The organism is Tuberibacillus calidus DSM 17572, from assembly GCF_000430685.1.
GTDB classification, from domain to species: Bacteria; Bacillota; Bacilli; order Bacillales; family Sporolactobacillaceae; genus Tuberibacillus; species Tuberibacillus calidus.
The window spans coordinates 36,742-54,911 of record NZ_KE387193.1 but is presented as its reverse complement, the minus strand read 5'-3'; the positions used below and the strand labels follow the sequence as shown (position 1 = coordinate 54,911).

Below are 18,170 nucleotides of genomic sequence, written 5' to 3'. Positions count from 1 at the left end.
GCTTATAAGGGAACACCGATGTGTTCCCTGTTTTCAAATGGAAAGCATAATGGGTTTTGGAGGTGTCGGCATGAGGCAATCAGCAAAATACAACAGAGTGGTTTTGAAATTAAGCGGTGAAGCATTAGCAGGAGACGTGGGGTACGGCATTGATCCAAAAATCATTGAATCCATTGCACACCAAATCAAAGAAATAGTAGAATTAGGAGTAGAAGTCGCCGTCGTCGTCGGCGCTGGTAACATTTGGCGCGGAAAAACCGGCAGTGAGATGGGCATGGATCGGGCAACCGCCGATTACATGGGGATGCTCGCAACCGTCATGAATGCCTTAGCATTGCAAGATGGGTTAGAGAAGCTGGACGTGGAAACACGCGTGCAATCATCAATCGAAATGCGCCAAGTGGCCGAACCATACATAAGAAGAAGAGCCATCCGACATCTCGAGAAAAAGCGGGTTGTCATTTTTGCAGCTGGTACGGGGAACCCTTATTTCTCAACAGATACGACCGCTGCACTCAGAGCGGCAGAAATCGAAGCCGAAGTCATACTTATGGCGAAAAACAACGTTGACGGTGTGTATAACGCCGACCCGAGAGTCGTTAAGGATGCCAAGAAATATACGGAGTTGTCCTACCTCGATATTTTAAACGAAGGACTTGGCGTCATGGACTCGACAGCATCTTCCCTTTGCATGGATAATCAGATCCCGCTTCTTGTCTTTTCAATCACAGAACCAGGAAATATTAAAAAAGCCGTACTTGGTGAGAACATCGGTACGATAGTAAGGGGGAAATAATATGGCTCATGAAATCATTCAAGACGCAAAAAACCGCATGTCAAAGGCCATTGAAGCATTGCGCAATGAATTGACCACAATCCGTGCTGGCCGAGCGAATCCGTCCATTTTGGATCGCGTACAAGTGGAATATTACGGTGTGCCGACACCGCTCAATCAATTAGCCAACATTACGGCTCCCGAAGCGCGCATGCTCGTCATTCAACCATATGATAAAACTGCAATGGGCGAAATCGAACGGGCCATCCTGAAAGCGGATCTTGGATTAACCCCCGCAAATGATGGCAACGTCATCCGCATTGCTATTCCGCCGCTGACGGAAGAGCGTCGAAAAGACCTTGTCAAACAAGTTAAAAAGGCCGCAGAAGAAGCAAAAGTTGCCGTTCGCAACGTCCGTCGCGATGCCAATGATAATTTGAAAAAGGCAGAAAAAGCAGGGGAAATTACAGAAGACGAACTCAGACGATTAACCGATGAGGTTCAAAAGCTAACCGACGAACATATTCAATCCATTGATAAAGTGGCTGATAATAAAGAAAAAGAAATTATGGAGGTTTAATCGAATATGGTGGGCTTCCGCTGGGAATGGTTGTCCGATTCCGCGGGTGCCTTGTTTTTTATAATAATAATTTGTTAGCTTCACTTGGCAACGTATCTTCTTTTTGGAGGAAATCCTGATGTTCGATAAATGGTTTCAGAGAAAAAAACGATCCGAGAAGGGTGGCCTGACCTTTGTACAAGTTCCGCGTCACATTGCTATTATCATGGATGGTAATGGGCGCTGGGCAAAAAAACGCGGTCTGCCACGTGTCGCCGGACATCGGGAAGGCATGAATACAGTTAAGAAAATTGTCCGTGAGGCGGACAGACTAGGCGTCAAGATTTTAACTCTTTATGCATTTTCCACGGAAAATTGGAAGCGGCCGAAAGATGAAGTAGACTATCTGATGCGGCTTCCAGAACAATTTTTGAAAAGCTATTTGCCTGAACTCATAGAAAAAAACGTGCGCGTGATGGTGATGGGCGATGAAAGCCGCTTGCCCGAAGCCACGCAAAAGGCTGTGAATACGGCTAAAGAAAAAACCGCAAACAATGACGGCATGATCTTAAATTTTGCACTTAATTATGGCAGCCGAAAGGAAATCACCGATGCGGTGAAAGGGATCGCCGAAAAAGTGAAAAACGGCAGTCTCGTACCAGATGAAATTACGGAAGATATTATAGAAAACCACCTCTTAAGCTGTCATTTGCCGGATCCGGATTTATTGATTCGTACAAGCGGGGAACTTCGCCTCAGCAATTTTATGCTTTGGCAACTCGCCTATACGGAATTTTGGTTTACAGATGTTTATTGGCCGGATTTTAATGAAAGCCATTTGCATGAAGCGATACAACAATACTGCGGCCGGACGCGACGTTTTGGCGGCGTTGTTGAAAGCTAGGAGGACGTTATGAAACAAAGAATCGTGACAGGTGTCATTGCAGGCGCTTTTTTTCTGGCCTTATTATTTGCGGGCGGCATTTGGTTTACGCTTTTCATTGCACTGATCAGCGTCATTACTTTTCATGAATTAATGGCGATGGCAAAGCATGAAAAGGTGCTAGTGGCAGAAGTGCTCGGCGCCATCACCGTAGCCATCTTGGTGCTTTATGATGTGCTTTCCCCTTATCTTTTCGGCTTATCCTTCACCGATCTCTGGTTGGCATTGACGATTTTGCTTTTACTATTGTCCATTTTCACGCATAACCAGTTTCATTTTGCTCATTGTGCCTTTGTTTCTTTTTCTGCTTTTTATATCGGTTTATCCTTTCATTATTTCTCGGCTGCAAGAGAAAGCGGATTGGGCATCATCCTTTTTATCCTCATTTTAATATGGACGACGGATTCAGGGGCGTATTTTGTCGGACGGAAATTTGGAAAGCACAAACTCGCCCCGGTGATTAGTCCCAATAAAACTGTCGAAGGCTTTTTGGGAGGCGTTACCCTTGCGGTCCTTGCGGCATGTCTTTTCCAAGCGGTGGCTGATCTCGCTATCCTCCATTCACCGGTTAAATTGGTGGCATCAGCTTTAATAGTTTCGGTTTTCGGGCAATTAGGCGACCTTGCCGAATCTGGGTTGAAAAGACACTTTGGCGTCAAAGATTCTGGGAAAATTTTACCTGGTCACGGTGGGCTCCTGGATCGCTTCGACAGTTTAATCTTTATTTTGCCCATCCTTCATTTGCTAAATGTCTTTAATTTTTAAGAACCGCGCGAAGGTTATAGAAAGGATTCGTCATTATGAAAAATATCAGTCTGTTGGGGGCTACTGGGTCAATTGGCACGCAAACCGCCGATGTTGTCCTCAAACACCCCGATCTTTTTAGGGTGCGAGCCCTTTCATTTGGTGAAAATGTGGAAAAAGGCGCGGAACTTGTTGAACGGCTTAAGCCTGAGCTTGTCAGTGTAAAAAATCAAGACATTAAGAAGCGTCTAAGCTTGCGATTATCCACTCCGGTGAGAATTGTCACAGGACCTGAGGGTTTATTAGAAGTCGCCGCTTATCCAGATGCAGACATCGTGTTAAATGCGCTTTTAGGTGCCGTCGGTTTGCCGCCGACATTAGCGGCCATTGAGGCAGGGAAAACATTAGCGATTGCTAATAAAGAAACGTTGGTGACAGCGGGACATCTTGTTATGAAGAAGGCCGTTGACAAAGGTGTGACGATTCTTCCTGTTGATAGTGAACATTCCGCCATCTTCCAAGCGCTGAAAAATGAAAAACGGTCGCAAGTGAAACGATTGATACTCACCGCTTCGGGCGGCAGTTTTCGTGATCTCACCCGCGATCAGTTAAAAGACGTCACGGTCGAAGAAGCCTTGAAGCACCCGAATTGGTCGATGGGCGCTAAATTGACAATCGATTCGGCAACCATGATGAATAAAGGCTTGGAAGTCATTGAAGCCCATTGGCTGTTCGATATGCCGTATGAGCAAATTGAAGTATTGATTCATAAAGAAAGCATTGTCCATTCGCTTGTGGAATATGATGATACAAGCGTGATCGCACAACTTGGGGAACCTGATATGCGCGTGCCGATCCAATATGCCCTAAGTTACCCGGACAGGGTTGAAAGTCCGGGGGCAAAAAGGTTAAACTTATGGGAAACAGGTGTGCTTCACTTTGCCAAAGTCGATATGGATCGTTATCGCTTGCTCAAATGGGCGTATCAAGCAGCAGAAGTTGGAGGGACGGCATTAACGGTTCTGAATGCTGCCAATGAAGCGGCTGTTTTTGCCTTTTTAAATAAGGAGATTCCCTTTTTATCAATAGAATCATTGGTTTATCAGGCACTAGAAGCACATGAGGCAATAGCAGACCCTGATTTAGATACGATTCAAAACGTCGATCAACAAACGCGGGCGTTTGTCCGCCAATTAATTGCGCGCCAATAAGTTCATTTGAACATAAGGCGGTTTGAGAGGTGGTTGAAGTCTATGGAAACATTTATTGCGGTCGTCATTATCCTGGGGTTACTCATCTCCATTCACGAGTTAGGCCATTTGATGCTCGCAAAACGCGCCGGGATCTTATGCCGGGAATACGCGATCGGTTTCGGACCCAAGCTGTTTTCTGTAAAAAAAGGGGAAACCGTCTATACGTTAAGGCTATTGCCGATTGGCGGTTATGTCCGCATGGCCGGTGAGGATCCCGAGATTGTGTGTATCAAACCCGGTCACCGCATCGGTCTCTTTTTTAACCCCGATCATTCCGTCTCAAAAATTATTGTTAACCGTTTGGATCGGTACCCGGATGCAAAAGTGATCACAGCGGAGCATGCCGATTTGGAAAAAGATTTAGTGATTCAAGGCTATGAAGAGGATGAAGGCAGTCTCATGACACTTTCCATTGATCGACAAGCGGAATATGTCATGGATGGCCAATCCTACCAAATCGCCCCGCTTGACCGTCAATTCGCATCAAAGCCACTTATTGACCGGATTTTAACCATCTTTGCCGGGCCGTTCATGAATTTCGTTTTGGCACTTGTTATTTTTGTCATTTATTTCGCCGTGGCCGGCTATCCGAGCAATCAACCAATTCTCGGAGAGATCATGAAAGGAAAACCCGCAGACCAAGTCCACTTGCAAAAAGGGGATAAAGTATTAAAAATCAACGGGCAAGCGATTTCGTCATTCACGGAACTGACGAAAATCATTCAAGAAAACCCGAACACCAAGTTGACATTTACGATTGAAAGAAATGGTAAAATTTTTGAAAAAACATTAACGACGGCTAAAACCGAAAGTGGTGAAGGCATCATCGGCGTCTACGGTCCGACAGATAAGTCAGTGATCGGTTCCATTCAGCACGGTTTTACTGAAACATATCAAACCATTAAGCTAGAACTCATGGCTTTTAAACAGTTAATTACCGGAAAAATCGGTTTAGATCAGCTATCAGGCCCTGTCGGCATCTACAGCATGACGGGTGAAGTCGTTAAGGGCGGTATTTATTGGGTGATGCGCTGGACCGCCATTTTAAGCATCAACCTCGGCATTGTTAACTTATTGCCGCTACCTGCTCTTGATGGCGGCCGACTGATGTTCCTTTTCTTGGAAGGACTGAGAGGAAAACCCGTTGACCCGAAGCGGGAAACGCTCGTCCACTTTATTGGTTTTGCGTTTTTAATGCTCGTTATGATTTTAGTCACGTGGAATGATATTCAAAAATTTCTGATGTAGAGGGGATGTCTATGCGGCAGAGTCAAATGTTAGTGCCGACTTTAAAAGAAAATCCAGCTGATGCCGAATGCGCGAGTCACCGCTATCTCGTCCGCGCGGGCTTTATTAGACAAACGGCAGCGGGGATTTATTCCTACTTGCCTCTTGGATATCGCGTGATTCGCAAAATTGAGGCCATAGTCCGGGATGAGATGGAAAAAGCAGGGTGTGTCGAGCTTTTAATGCCGGCGATGCAACCGGCGGAACTCTGGCATGAAACAGGGCGTTGGCATGTTTACGGCCCAGAGCTTATGCGTTTAAAAGACCGTCACGGCCGGGATTTTGCGCTTGGCGCGACACATGAGGAACTCATCACAAGCCTCGTGCGTGATGAGCTGAATTCTTATAAGAAATTACCGATGACACTTTATCAAATCCAAACAAAATATCGCGATGAACGCCGCCCACGCTTTGGACTGTTGCGCGGCCGCGAGTTTATTATGAAAGATGCGTATTCGTTCCATAGCAACCCGGAATCGCTTGATGAACGTTACCAAATCATGTATGAAGCCTATAAGAACATCTTCAGCCGCTGCGGGTTGGATTTTCGTCCCGTCATTGCCGATTCCGGTGCGATCGGCGGTAAGGATACCCATGAATTTATGGCGCTTGCTGAAGTTGGCGAAGATACGATCGCCTATTCCGATTCGTCAGACTATGCCGCGAATATCGAAATGGCTGCCGTTCTATTTAAAGAAGAGAAATCGGATGAAGCGCTTCTTCCGCTCGATACCGGTGACGTTAAGGCCGGAGAGGAAAACAGTATTAAAATAGGTTGGTACCGAGCCGATGACACGAACGTCTGCGTTTTGTATCGGGCAGGCAATGAAATCAACGAAGTCAAAGTGAAAAATGTGTTGGATGCGGCTATGATAGAAGAATGGGCGCATGACGGCGATCCATTTGAAATGAAAGACAGCGTTGTTTTGCTTGCGGATCAGGCCTTAAAAAATGTAGTTAACGGCCGGCTTGATAATAAAAACGGAGAGGTTTTGCACTATAACGTCAATGTGGAAAGGGATTTGCCTCATGCTCGCATCGCTGATTTATGCATGATTAAAGAAGGTGATCCGTCACCGGATGGAGTCGGCACCATCCGTTTTGCCCGCGGTATTGAAGTGGGACAAATCTTTAAAATTGGCACAAAATACGCCGATGCCATGGGGGCTAACTTTTTAGATGAAAACGGAAAAAGCCAACCCATCATCATGGGCTGTTATGGGATTGGCATTTCACGAACGCTTTCTGCCATTGCCGAACAACATCATGATGAATTCGGACTCGTTTGGCCGAAATCCGTAGCACCTTTTACGGTACATATTGTTCCCGTCAATGCGAAAAACGAAGCACAAAAATTGCTTTCTGAACAATTGTATGAACACCTTAGCCGTGATTATGACGTCTTGCTCGATGACCGTGACGAGCGTGCCGGCGTGAAGTTTGCCGAAGCCGATTTAATTGGTTGCCCGATACGCATAACCGTTGGCAAAAAAGCGCAAGAAGGCCTCATTGAACTGAAAGACCGGCGCACCGGCGAGCAAAGGGAATGCGCGGTCAGCGAAGTAGAAGAAGCTATTCGGGAGTTTTTGAACAAATAAGGTGATGAGTGTAAAAAGGTTGGAGGGAAATGGCACACACCATTTTATCCAACCTCATTTTTCTTAATAAATATAAGGGGGGAGAAACATGGAAGGGAAATCCAAGTCGGAGCGCTTTCTTATTTTGCTTCAACAACTTCATACCCCGGAAGAACTGATTGAGAAACATTTTAAGGATGGCTGCATTGAGAAATTAGTCGTTTCTCGAGAAAAGAAACATTGGGAGTTTCATTTCACCTTAGACAAAGCACTTCCCGCCCACGTCTATCATTGGTTGGATCATCAATTAAAAGAGGCGTTTCAGCATTTGGCCGATGTTGGCATGAAAATGACATTTCGCCACACCGATTTTGATCAAACATTATTTATTAGTTATTGGCCGCACGTTTCAGGTGAATTGATGGACAAGCTGCCAGCTTTTAAAGCGGTGTTCAGCAAACCGCCGGCCTATGAAAATGGAAAACTCGTGTTTTCCGCCAATAATGAAGCAGAAGAGGCCGCTCTCAGAAGAAAATTGCCCGCTCTGTTAACGGAGAAGTTCAGCGCATTTGGTCTTGCGATTCCACCCATTGAAATACGGGTGAATGCTTCTTTGGAAGAGCTTGAGGATTTTCTCAAAAAACGCGATGAAGAGACGGAAAACTTGGCAAGAGTCGCTGTGATAGAGCATCAAAAGAAAGACCGGGAAAAACCCGAACCGGCCCAAGGTCCATTGGCTTTTGGCTATGCAATTGATGACGAGCCAATGGAAATCCGACAGATTCAAGAAGAAGAGCGGCGCGTAACGGTGCAAGGCTATGTTTTTGATACCGAAGCCCGCGAACTAAAAAGCGGCCGAACATTGATTACGTTTAAAATCACCGACTATACCGATTCAATTGCCGCGAAAATTTTCGTTAAAGACAAAGAAGAATTAAATAAACTAAGCGGTTTGAAAAAAGGCATTTGGGTGAAGGTGCGCGGCGGTGTGCAAACCGACACATTCATGCGTGATTTAGTGCTCATGGCGAGAGACATCCAAGAAGTTTCAGTTCCGAAAAGAGAAGATCACGCACCGGAAGGCAAAAAACGGGTGGAACTGCATGCCCATACGATGATGAGCCAAATGGATGCCGTCGTCTCCGCCAGTGACTTGGTTGCGCGAGCCAAAGCATTTGGACATCCGGCCATTGCCATCACCGATCATGCCGTTGCCCAAGCCTTTCCAGAGGCGTATGCAGCCGGAAAAAAACATGGGATAAAAGTTATCTATGGGGTTGAGGCTAATCTTGTTGATGACGGGGTTCCGATCGCCTATAACGAACAACCGATTGATTTAAAAACAGCGACTTACGTCGTTTTTGACGTGGAAACCACAGGATTATCCGCCATTTATAATAAAATTATTGAACTTGCTGCCGTTAAAGTAAAAGATGGTAAAATCATTGATCGTTTTGAAGCTTTTGCCAATCCTCATGAGCCATTGTCGCAGACGACGATTGAGTTAACCCACATCACCGATGACATGGTGAAGGATGCCCCGGAAATCGAGGATGTCTTAAGGGATTTTTATGATTTCATGGGTGATGCCATACTCGTTGCCCATAACGCTTCCTTTGATATGGGCTTTTTAAATGCTGGCTTTGAGAACATGGGAATGGGTAAAGCCAAGAACCCCGTGATCGATACGTTGGAATTAGGGCGGTTTTTATATCCGCACATGAAAAACCACCGTTTGAACACGCTTTGTAAGGCGTTCCAGATTGAGTTGACCCAACATCACCGGGCGATTTATGATGCGGAAGCGACAGGTTATTTGTTGTGGAAAATGATTACGGATGCGCTTGAAAAAGGCATCAACCGCCATGACGAATTGAATGCGCAAAACAACCAAGGGGGCTATGAACGGGCTCGGCCAACGCATTGCACGATCCTGACTAAAACGCAGGCGGGTCTTAAGAATTTGTATAAACTGATCTCGTTTGCCCATGTGGATTATTTTTACCGCGTTCCCCGCATTCCCCGCTCTGTACTTAATAAGTATCGCGAAGGTTTATTGATCGGTTCGGGCTGCGATAAAGGGGAAGTATTCGAGGCGATGATGCAAAAATCTGCTGAAGAAGCGGAAAAACTTGCGGAGTTTTACGACTTTTTGGAAATTCAACCACCAGAAATTTATCCGCATCTCATAGAAAAAGAGTTAGTCAATGATGAATTGGGTTTGCGCGAGATTATTTCTAATATTGTAAAACTCGGGAAGAAAATGGGCAAACCTGTTGTGGCGACGGGCAATGTGCATTATCTCGACCCGCATGACCACATTTACCGAAAAATTTTGATCGCCTCACAATCCGGAAACCCGTTAAACCGGCAAACTTTACCACCGGTTCATTTCCGAACGACAGAGGAGATGCTGGATGCTTTCCGCTTCCTCGGTGAGGAGACAGCGATGGAGGTTGTCGTAGAAAATACAAGAAAGATCGCTGACCTTATTGAGGATGTCAAACCGGTCAAAGATGAGCTCTATACGCCTAAGATTGAAGGCGCTGATGACGATGTTCGGAATATGAGTTATGAAGAAGCAAAACGTCGTTATGGAGACCCATTGCCGGAGATTGTTGAAAAACGTTTGGAAAAAGAATTGAATAGCATCATCGGACACGGTTTTGCGGTCATTTATTTAATTGCTCATAAATTGGTGAAAAAATCGTTGTCCGATGGGTATTTGGTCGGTTCGCGAGGTTCTGTAGGTTCGAGCTTCGTGGCGACGATGATGGAAATTACCGAAGTCAATCCGCTTCCCCCACACTATGTTTGCCCGTCGTGTAAGCATTCGGAGTTTTTTACGGATGGGAGTGTCGCCTGCGGGTTTGACTTGCCGGAAAAAAATTGCCCCGCATGTGATGCTAAATATATAAAAGATGGTCACGATATTCCATTTGAAACATTCCTTGGCTTCAAAGGGGACAAGGTACCTGATATCGATTTGAACTTCTCTGGGGAATATCAGCCGATCGCCCATAATTACACGAAAGTGCTTTTCGGTGAAGATTATGTGTATCGCGCCGGAACGATCGGAACTATTGCCGACAAAACCGCTTACGGATATGTGAAAGGCTATGCCAGCGACTATCATCTCCATTTCCGAAGTGCGGAAATCGACCGGTTGGCAAAAGGCTGTACCGGTGTCAAACGAACGACAGGTCAACATCCTGGCGGCATCATCGTTGTACCAGATTATATGGATATTTACGATTTTACGCCGATTCAATATCCCGCTGATGATAAAACGTCGGAATGGAAAACGACGCATTTTGATTTCCATTCGATCCATGATAATATTTTGAAACTCGATATTCTCGGCCACGATGATCCGACGGTTATCCGTATGTTACAAGACTTAAGCGGCATCGATCCAAAAACGATTCCGACGGATGATCCCGATGTTCTGAAATTATTCAGTTCAACGGAAAGCCTCGGCGTCACCGAGGAACAGATTCGCTGTAAGACTGGCACGCTTGGCATACCCGAATATGGCACGCGCTTCGTCCGGCAAATGCTTGAAAGCACTAAACCGACGACCTTTGCGGAGTTAGTCCAGATTTCTGGCCTCTCCCACGGTACAGATGTCTGGTTAGGTAATGCTCAGGAATTGATTAACAATGGCATTTGTGAGCTGAAAGATGTTATCGGCTGTCGGGATGACATCATGGTCTATTTGATGCACAAAGGGTTGGAACCGTCACTCGCATTTAAAATCATGGAATCCGTGCGGAAAGGCAAAGGTCTGACGGATGAGTGGATTGAAGAAATGAAGAAACATAATGTGCCAGATTGGTATATTGATTCCTGTTTAAAGATTAAATACATGTTCCCAAAAGCACACGCAACAGCTTATGTGTTGATGGCCGTGCGGATTGCCTATTTTAAAGTGCATTATCCGATTCTCTTTTATGCGACATATTTTTCTGTGCGCGCCGATGATGTCGACATTGATGTCATGCGTCGCGGCTCTAAAGCGATACGGGCGAAAATTGAGGAAATTGAAGCCAAAGGGCTCGATGCTTCACCGAAAGAAAAAAGCCTTCATACGGTTTTAGAAATCGCTTTGGAAATGTGTGAACGCGGCTTTTCGTTTAAGCCAATCGATTTATACCGTTCCGATGCCCGGAACTTTATCGTGGACGGAAACGCTCTCCTTGCCCCGTTTAACGCTTTGCCCGGTGTTGGCACAAATGCGGCCATCAATATCGTTAAGGCACGAGAAGAAGGCGAATTTTTATCGAAAGAAGATCTGCAAAAACGCGCGAAGCTTTCAAAGACCGTTGTCGATTTGTTGGACCAACACGGTTGCCTTAAAGGCCTTCCTGAAGCTAACCAATTATCATTGTTTTAAAACCATTTTTCGGATATTTCTATTTGCCTATAATAAATGGCTATGTTATAGTATTATTGGAAATACTGAGAATAGCTCGTGCCAAAGAGTGGGAATTTCCCACTCTTTCATTTTCCGCAAAAATTCGTTTTGAAGGAGGGCGGTTCTAGTTGGCAGGGAAAATTGCCGAAACGGTGAAACAACTGATTGAGCCGACGCTTAACGACCTTCATATTGAGTTAGTCGACCTTAAATATGTGAAAGAAGGAAAGAACTGGGTTTTAAAAATTTTCATTGATTCGCCGCAAGGGGTCGATTTAGATATGTGCACGATGGTCAGTGAAAAAGTCGGGCAGATATTGGATGAGGAAGATCCCATCCAAGATGCCTACTTTTTAGAAGTCTCATCCCCCGGTGCGGAACGCCCGTTGAAAGGTCCAGAGGATTATAAAAAAGCCGTCGGCAAAAATGTCCGAATCACTACCTATGAAGCGGTCAACGGTCAAAGCGTTTTTGAAGGCGTCTTACAAGCTGCCGATGACGATCAAGTCACCGTCACGGTGCAGGAAAAAACAAAAACGAAGACGTATGATATTCCTGTAAAATTAATTGCCAGTGCCCGTTTGGCCATCATTTTTTATTAAATCGCAAATGAAAAAGATGCCTTTATAAGGGGAGGATCATGAAATGAGCAGTGACTTGATTGAAGCGCTCTTAGCCCTTGAAAAAGAAAAAGGGATCAAAAAAGAGGTTTTAATTGAGGCTTTAGAAGCCGCATTAATTTCAGCGTACAAACGTAATTTTAATCAGGCTCAAAACGTCCGTGTTGATATCAATGAGACAACAGGAACCTTTAAAGTCTTCGCGCAAAAAGAAGTTACCGAGGAAGTCGAAGACCCGCGTTTACAGATCTCTTTAGAAGAAGCGAAAGCCATCAATCCGCATTATGAGGTCGGTGACATCGTTGAAGAGGAAGTGACTCCCCGCAATTTTGGGCGAATTGCAGCCCAAGCGGCGAAACAAGTTGTGACCCAGCGCGTGCGGGAAGCTGAACGCGGTGTGATTTACTCAGAATATATTGATCGTGAAGAAGATATTATGACGGGCATTGTGCAACGGCAAGATTCGCGCTTTATTTATGTGGATTTAGGGAAAATTGAGGCGCTCCTTCCAGCATCCGAACAAATGCCGAATGAAACGTATCGACCGCATGATCGCATTAAAGTATACATCACGAAGGTTGAAAATACTTCGAAAGGACCGACGGTTTTAGTCTCGCGGACCCATCCTGGCCTTTTAAAACGGCTCTTCGAGTTAGAGGTGCCGGAAATTTTTGATGGGACAGTGGAGATTAAGTCCATTGCCCGAGAAGCGGGGGACCGTTCCAAAGTTGCGGTTTACGCGGAAGATCCGGAAGTCGACCCCGTTGGATCCTGTGTCGGCCCACGCGGTGCTCGCGTACAGGCCATCGTCACAGAGCTGAAAGGCGAGAAAATCGACATCGTCAATTGGTCGAAAGATCCCGTTGAATATGTCGCCAATGCCTTAAGCCCGGCTAAAGTTCTTGGCGTCATCGTTAACGAAGAAGAAAAAGCGACAACAGTGATCGTTCCCGATTATCAATTGTCGCTTGCCATAGGAAAACGCGGGCAAAACGCTCGGTTAGCCGCAAAACTGACCGGTTGGAAAATCGACATAAAAAGTGAGTCCGAAGCGGAAGAACTCGGATTGTTTGACCAAATAGCCAATGTGCCATCAAGAGATGAAACGGATTACGACGAAGACTTTCATGATGAAAATGATGTTGAAGCCGGCCAAGACGAAGTGAACCGAGATGAAGTCGATCATGAAGAATGGTCTGACACCGGAGGCGATGCTGATGCTTTTGAGGAGGATATGGACGAAACCGAACGCTTAGCCGCCGATGTCGATAAAGATGTCCAATAACGGTGGGGGGTGGTTGGTCTCATGAAACAAAGGAAAGTACCGATACGCAAATGTATTGCTTGCGGAAACACCCAAGACAAAAGGGAGCTTTTTCGAATCGTCCGTTCGCCTGAGGGTGAGGTGTCACTTGACCCAACTGGGAAGAAAAACGGCCGGGGGGCTTATCTATCAAAAGATAAAGCGTGCATTGAAAAAGCCCGTAAAAAAAACTTGTTGGCAAAACATCTAAACGTCGATGTCGATGAGCGCATTTTTATAGAAATGTTATCGTTAATTGGAGAAGAAACCAATGGTGAACAACAATAAAAGCTGGACAGCTTTATTGGGTTTAGCCTATCGCGCGCGAAAAGTGGTTACAGGAGAGGAAACCGTCATTCAAGCGATTCGGAGAGGTCAGGCGAAGTTGGTTTTACTTTCGGATGACGCTTCGAATCGTACGATGAAAACCGTCACCGATAAATGCCAATATTACGGCGTTCCGTACATCGTCTGCTCCGACAGAAAAACACTTGGTCAGGCGATTGGTAAAGCGGAAAGAGTCGTCATTGCAATAACGGACAGAGGTTTCGGTGACAAATTGCAATCATTGATCGAATCAAATCATCGGGGGTGAACGTATGAATAAAAAACGCGTTTATGAATTTGCCAAAGAGAATAATACATCGAGTAAAAGGATCATGGAACTGCTTCGAGAGATGGGAAAACCTGTCTCTAGCCATATGGCGGTGATTGGTGAGGAGGAAATCCAGGCATTGGAGCAAAAGTTCAAGCCGCAGCAAGCGGAGAAAAACACGCATGCTCAGTCAACCTCTTCAAGCGAAGCAAAAAACAACCGATCGTCCAATGGGCGAGGCCGGGCAACCGCTCGCCATACCAATCATCACGGCTCTGGATCAGATTCTCGGAACAATAACCGCCGTCCGCGGCCTAATCATGCCGCCGCAAGCAATGATCGACAAAATGGGAGCGGCCAGCATCAGCCAGTAGCGAAAAATCACCACTCGGATGGTCGGAAGCCGAACGCCTCACGGCCAAGCGGAAGTCCTAAAGCGCAAGCAGTACAAAGCCGGTCTCAAGCGGTAGGGGATAAAGCTTCACGCCATGACGACCGGAGACGGACGGAAAAAGTGAAAAAAGAGCGTCGTTCGATTAAAGAGGAAGAAAAATTCCAAAATACGAACAAAAAACATAAAGGGAAGCGCGGCCGCAATGACCGTGCAAAAACGCCGCGGCAAGACCTTGAAATCAAATTACCGGAAAAAATTACGTTTGTCGATTCATTGACCGTCAGTGAATTGGCTGAGAAACTGGGTCGTCAAGCGACCGAAATCATCAAAAAACTAATGGTTCTCGGCATTATGGCGACAAAAAACCAAGTTTTAGATAAAGATACCATTGAATTGATCTGTGACGATTACGGTGTGAAAGCCGAAGAAGAAGAACAGTTCGATGAATCCGCCTTTGAAGAATATGGCATGGAAATCGATGAAGCGACAGCTGTTCCGCGGCCACCGGTCGTCACGATTATGGGGCACGTCGACCACGGCAAAACGACCTTGCTTGATTCCATTCGCCATACACGCGTCACTGAAGGTGAGGCTGGCGGCATTACACAGCATATCGGCGCTTACCAAGTGACTCATGAAGGGAAAAAAATCACTTTCCTCGATACCCCGGGACATGCCGCGTTTACGACGATGCGCGCCCGTGGAGCACAAATCACGGATATTACTGTTTTAGTTGTTGCAGCAGATGATGGCGTCATGCCGCAAACCGTCGAAGCGATCAACCACGCCAAGGCGGCCAATGTCCCAATCATCGTCGCCGTGAACAAAATCGATAAAGAAAATGCCAATCCCGACCGCGTCATGCAAGAACTGACAGAGCATGGATTGATACCGGAAGAATGGGGTGGCGACACGATTTTTGTTAAACTCTCGGCATTAAAAGGCGAAGGCATCGATGAACTGCTGGAAATGATCTTGCTTGTTGCTGAAGTCGAAGACTATAAAGCAAATGTCGATTGCAGAGCGACAGGATCGGTCATTGAAGCCGAATTAGATAAAGGCCGCGGACCTGTGGCGACCTTGCTCGTGCAAAACGGGACATTAAATGTCGGCGATCCGATTGTTGTCGGCAATACGTATGGCCGTGTACGGGCCATGGTCAACGACCTTGGGCGCCGGGTAAAATCTGCGCCGCCATCGACACCAGTGGAAATTACCGGCTTAAATGATGTGCCAAATGCTGGTGACCCGTTTATGGTGTTCGAAGATGAGAAAAAGGCTCGACAAATCGGTGAAGCGCGTGCCGAAAAACAGCGCATTGCCGAACGCCATGAGTCATCGAAGGTCAGCTTAGATGATCTCTTCCAAAAAATCCAAGAAGGTCATATCAAAGAAATTAACGTCATTGTGAAGGCCGATGTTCAAGGATCGGTTGAGGCCGTTAGCGGCGCCTTGCAAAAAATCGATGTGGAAGGCGTGCGCGTCAACATCATTCATACCGGTGTCGGAGCGATCACGGAATCCGATATCATTTTGGCTTCGGCATCCAATGCCATCATAATTGGTTTCAACGTGCGTCCAGATGCCAATGCCAAAAAGACCGCAGAAACAGAGCGGGTTGAGATTCGCTTGTACCGCGTCATTTATGATGCGATCGATGAAATGGAAGCCGCGATGAAAGGAATGCTTGATCCTGAATATGTTGAGAAAGTCATCGGTCAAATCGAAGTGCGCACGACCTTTAAAGTTTCTAAAATCGGTACCATTGCAGGTTGTTACGTGACAGACGGTAAAGTCAGCCGCGATGCTGGCATCCGTCTCATTCGCGACGGCATAGTCATTTACGAAGGCAAAGTGGACACCTTAAAACGCTTCAAAGATGATGTGAAAGAAGTTGCTGCGGGTTATGAGTGCGGCATTACCCTTGAAAATTTCAATGATATTAAAGAGGGTGATGTGATGGAAGCGTTCGTGATGGAAGAAGTGAAGCGATGATCATCGGCCTTTTGCGGTGTGAATGCATCCTTTATAATGCCCAATCTTTAAAAAATAAACGCTCGGTGATACAAAGCGTCTTAGCGCGTGCCAAAAATCGGTTTAACGTTGCCGCATCCGAAATCGGCTTTCAAGATGTTTGGCAACGCGCCGAGCTCGCTTTTGTCACGGTCGCCTCATCTAAGACCGTAGCTGAAAACGAACTGCGCCAAGTGCTCACGTTGATTGATCAAAACGAAGAATTGGACTGTGCTAAGAGCACTTGGGAATGGCTTTGAATCGAGGTGGATCAAGAAATGGCCAATTATCGCATCGGCCGGGTGGCCGAACAGATGAAAAAAGAACTAAGCGATATTATCAGCAATCGCATTAAGGACCCGCGCATCGGCTTTGTCACGGTCACAGGGGTGGATGTGACCGGAGACCTTCAACAGGCAACAGCCTATATTACGGTGCTCGGTGGAGAAGAAAAGATCGCCGAAACGTTGGAAGGGCTTAGCCAAGCAAAAGGTTTTATTCGCTCCGAAATCGGCAAACGCATCCGACTCAGAAAGACGCCAGAACTCGATTTTAAAATCGATGAATCCGTTGAATATGGCAATCGGATTAACAAAATTCTTCATGACTTAAAGCGAAATGAGGATTAATCAAGACTCTCGGCTCTATTCCGGGTATTAAAAAACATGAAGGTTTTTTTGATGCCGCGGAGAGCCGAGCTTCTTTGCGTCTAAGAGACTAAAAGCAGAGCCGGAAGGAGGGATCAGATGGACGATTTAACCGGTGTCATCCCGCTTTATAAACCTAAAGGCATGACTTCTCATGACTGTGTCAACAAGCTCAGAAAGATTTTAAAGACGAAAAAGATCGGCCATACCGGAACATTGGATCCGGATGTCGACGGGGTGCTACCGATGTGCATCGGGAAAGCCACGAAAATCGCCGAATATTTATCGGAAGATGGCAAGACATATCGGGGTGTCATAAAACTCGGCCAATCGACGACCACAGAAGATGCCTCGGGCGACATCGTTGAAGAAGTCCCGATACAAAAAGGGTGGCATCGTTCGGAAATTGAACAAGTGTTCCAGCGTTTTATCGGTGAGATCGAACAAATCCCCCCGCTTTATTCTGCCGTGAAGGTGCGTGGCAAAAGGCTTTATGAATATGCTCGCGAAGGGATAACGGTAGAGCGACCGCGACGAAAAGTGACCATTCATCGCTTGGAGCTCGCTTCCGATGATGAGCAATTTCAGGAACGCATCCCTTTTGTCGTGGAGTGTAGCAAAGGTACTTACATACGGACATTAACCGTCGATATCGGTCAAGCCTTAGGGGTTCCAGCACATATGGAATCTTTAACGCGCACGCGTTCGGGTGCTTTTCAGCTTGCCGACTGCTTAACTTTCAAAGAGATTGAAGAAGCGGTGGCAAGTGGTACGGTCAGTGCCTTGATGGTTTCGATTGGGGAGGCGCTAACGACTTTTCCATCTTGGATCGTCGATGAAAAAACGGAAGCGGATATCAAGCATGGAAAAGTGCTACCATTACCGAAAAACTTTCAAAACAAACGCATGGCGGTTTATAATAAAAAGGGTGTTTGCCTTGCCATTTATCAAGTACATCCCGAAAGACCGGATGTGATCAAACCTGAAAAGGTATTCGTCGTAAACTAGAACCAATTCGCTTACGAGACCTGAGAGAAAGTGAG

General features: G+C 46.1%; 16 protein-coding genes. All 16 read left to right on the top strand.

Features of this window, described 5'->3' with window-relative positions; genetic code table 11:
• Window positions 1–70: 70 nt before the first annotated feature.
• A complete protein-coding gene (gene pyrH / locus H532_RS0114375) occupies window positions 71–796 on the top strand; it encodes a UMP kinase (RefSeq protein ID WP_027726027.1) in 726 nt (241 codons plus the stop codon).
• Between the two features lies 1 nt (window position 797).
• Window positions 798–1,355 (top strand): ribosome recycling factor, encoded by a 558-nt coding sequence (frr, locus tag H532_RS0114370; RefSeq protein WP_027726026.1) that lies wholly within the window; start codon window positions 798–800, stop codon window positions 1,353–1,355.
• Window positions 1,356–1,473: 118 nt separating this feature from the next.
• On the top strand, window positions 1,474–2,238 hold the full coding sequence (locus H532_RS0114365) for an undecaprenyl pyrophosphate synthase (protein WP_027726025.1): 765 nt from the start codon (window positions 1,474–1,476) through the stop codon (window positions 2,236–2,238).
• 9 nt (window positions 2,239–2,247) lie between these two features.
• Window positions 2,248–3,042 carry a phosphatidate cytidylyltransferase gene (locus H532_RS0114360; RefSeq protein WP_027726024.1) on the top strand — a complete coding sequence of 265 codons (795 nt, stop codon included), beginning with the start codon at window positions 2,248–2,250 and terminating at the stop codon, window positions 3,040–3,042.
• 35 nt (window positions 3,043–3,077) lie between these two features.
• Entirely contained in the window at window positions 3,078–4,232 is a 1,155-nt protein-coding gene (gene dxr, locus H532_RS0114355; protein WP_027726023.1) for a 1-deoxy-D-xylulose-5-phosphate reductoisomerase, read from the top strand.
• Window positions 4,233–4,274: 42 nt separating this feature from the next.
• Window positions 4,275–5,522 carry an RIP metalloprotease RseP gene (gene rseP, locus H532_RS0114350; protein WP_027726022.1) on the top strand — a complete coding sequence of 416 codons (1,248 nt, stop codon included), beginning with the start codon at window positions 4,275–4,277 and terminating at the stop codon, window positions 5,520–5,522.
• Between the two features lie 11 nt (window positions 5,523–5,533).
• A complete protein-coding gene (locus H532_RS0114345) occupies window positions 5,534–7,159 on the top strand; it encodes a proline--tRNA ligase (protein ID WP_027726021.1) in 1,626 nt (541 codons plus the stop codon).
• A gap of 88 nt (window positions 7,160–7,247) precedes the next feature.
• Window positions 7,248–11,534, top strand: a complete 4,287-nt coding sequence (locus H532_RS0114340; protein WP_027726020.1) for a PolC-type DNA polymerase III — start codon at window positions 7,248–7,250, stop codon at window positions 11,532–11,534.
• A 149-nt stretch (window positions 11,535–11,683) separates the two neighbouring features.
• A complete protein-coding gene (gene rimP / locus H532_RS0114335) occupies window positions 11,684–12,157 on the top strand; it encodes a ribosome maturation factor RimP (RefSeq protein WP_027726019.1) in 474 nt (157 codons plus the stop codon).
• Window positions 12,158–12,200: 43 nt separating this feature from the next.
• On the top strand, window positions 12,201–13,460 hold the full coding sequence (gene nusA, locus H532_RS19070) for a transcription termination factor NusA (RefSeq protein WP_081412480.1): 1,260 nt from the start codon (window positions 12,201–12,203) through the stop codon (window positions 13,458–13,460).
• A gap of 21 nt (window positions 13,461–13,481) precedes the next feature.
• Window positions 13,482–13,766, top strand: a complete 285-nt coding sequence (rnpM, locus tag H532_RS0114325) for an RNase P modulator RnpM (protein ID WP_027726018.1) — start codon at window positions 13,482–13,484, stop codon at window positions 13,764–13,766.
• Entirely contained in the window at window positions 13,750–14,073 is a 324-nt protein-coding gene (locus H532_RS0114320; RefSeq protein ID WP_027726017.1) for a YlxQ family RNA-binding protein, read from the top strand. The genes rnpM and H532_RS0114320 overlap by 17 nt, the downstream gene beginning before the upstream one ends.
• Before the next feature lie 4 nt (window positions 14,074–14,077).
• Window positions 14,078–16,462 carry a translation initiation factor IF-2 gene (gene infB, locus H532_RS0114315; protein WP_027726016.1) on the top strand — a complete coding sequence of 795 codons (2,385 nt, stop codon included), beginning with the start codon at window positions 14,078–14,080 and terminating at the stop codon, window positions 16,460–16,462.
• Window positions 16,459–16,740 carry a DUF503 domain-containing protein gene (locus H532_RS0114310; protein ID WP_027726015.1) on the top strand — a complete coding sequence of 94 codons (282 nt, stop codon included), beginning with the start codon at window positions 16,459–16,461 and terminating at the stop codon, window positions 16,738–16,740. The genes infB and H532_RS0114310 overlap by 4 nt, the downstream gene beginning before the upstream one ends.
• 18 nt (window positions 16,741–16,758) lie before the next feature.
• Window positions 16,759–17,109, top strand: a complete 351-nt coding sequence (gene rbfA, locus H532_RS0114305) for a 30S ribosome-binding factor RbfA (protein ID WP_027726014.1) — start codon at window positions 16,759–16,761, stop codon at window positions 17,107–17,109.
• 117 nt (window positions 17,110–17,226) lie between these two features.
• Window positions 17,227–18,135 carry a tRNA pseudouridine(55) synthase TruB gene (truB, locus tag H532_RS0114300; protein ID WP_027726013.1) on the top strand — a complete coding sequence of 303 codons (909 nt, stop codon included), beginning with the start codon at window positions 17,227–17,229 and terminating at the stop codon, window positions 18,133–18,135.
• Window positions 18,136–18,170 lie beyond the last annotated feature (35 nt).

What these genes read in the sequence shown, in the direction of transcription:
- pyrH (WP_027726027.1), top strand. Translation starts at nt 71, where the DNA reads ATGAGGCAATCAGCAAAATACAACAGAGTGGTTTTGAAATTAAGCGGT.
- frr (WP_027726026.1), top strand. Translation starts at nt 798, where the DNA reads ATGGCTCATGAAATCATTCAAGACGCAAAAAACCGCATGTCAAAGGCC.
- H532_RS0114365 (WP_027726025.1), top strand. Translation starts at nt 1,474, where the DNA reads ATGTTCGATAAATGGTTTCAGAGAAAAAAACGATCCGAGAAGGGTGGC.
- H532_RS0114360 (WP_027726024.1), top strand. Translation starts at nt 2,248, where the DNA reads ATGAAACAAAGAATCGTGACAGGTGTCATTGCAGGCGCTTTTTTTCTG.
- dxr (WP_027726023.1), top strand. Translation starts at nt 3,078, where the DNA reads ATGAAAAATATCAGTCTGTTGGGGGCTACTGGGTCAATTGGCACGCAA.
- rseP (WP_027726022.1), top strand. Translation starts at nt 4,275, where the DNA reads ATGGAAACATTTATTGCGGTCGTCATTATCCTGGGGTTACTCATCTCC.
- H532_RS0114345 (WP_027726021.1), top strand. Translation starts at nt 5,534, where the DNA reads ATGCGGCAGAGTCAAATGTTAGTGCCGACTTTAAAAGAAAATCCAGCT.
- H532_RS0114340 (WP_027726020.1), top strand. Translation starts at nt 7,248, where the DNA reads ATGGAAGGGAAATCCAAGTCGGAGCGCTTTCTTATTTTGCTTCAACAA.
- nusA (WP_081412480.1), top strand. Translation starts at nt 12,201, where the DNA reads ATGAGCAGTGACTTGATTGAAGCGCTCTTAGCCCTTGAAAAAGAAAAA.
- rnpM (WP_027726018.1), top strand. Translation starts at nt 13,482, where the DNA reads ATGAAACAAAGGAAAGTACCGATACGCAAATGTATTGCTTGCGGAAAC.
- H532_RS0114320 (WP_027726017.1), top strand. Translation starts at nt 13,750, where the DNA reads ATGGTGAACAACAATAAAAGCTGGACAGCTTTATTGGGTTTAGCCTAT.
- infB (WP_027726016.1), top strand. Translation starts at nt 14,078, where the DNA reads ATGAATAAAAAACGCGTTTATGAATTTGCCAAAGAGAATAATACATCG.
- H532_RS0114310 (WP_027726015.1), top strand. Translation starts at nt 16,459, where the DNA reads ATGATCATCGGCCTTTTGCGGTGTGAATGCATCCTTTATAATGCCCAA.
- rbfA (WP_027726014.1), top strand. Translation starts at nt 16,759, where the DNA reads ATGGCCAATTATCGCATCGGCCGGGTGGCCGAACAGATGAAAAAAGAA.
- truB (WP_027726013.1), top strand. Translation starts at nt 17,227, where the DNA reads ATGGACGATTTAACCGGTGTCATCCCGCTTTATAAACCTAAAGGCATG.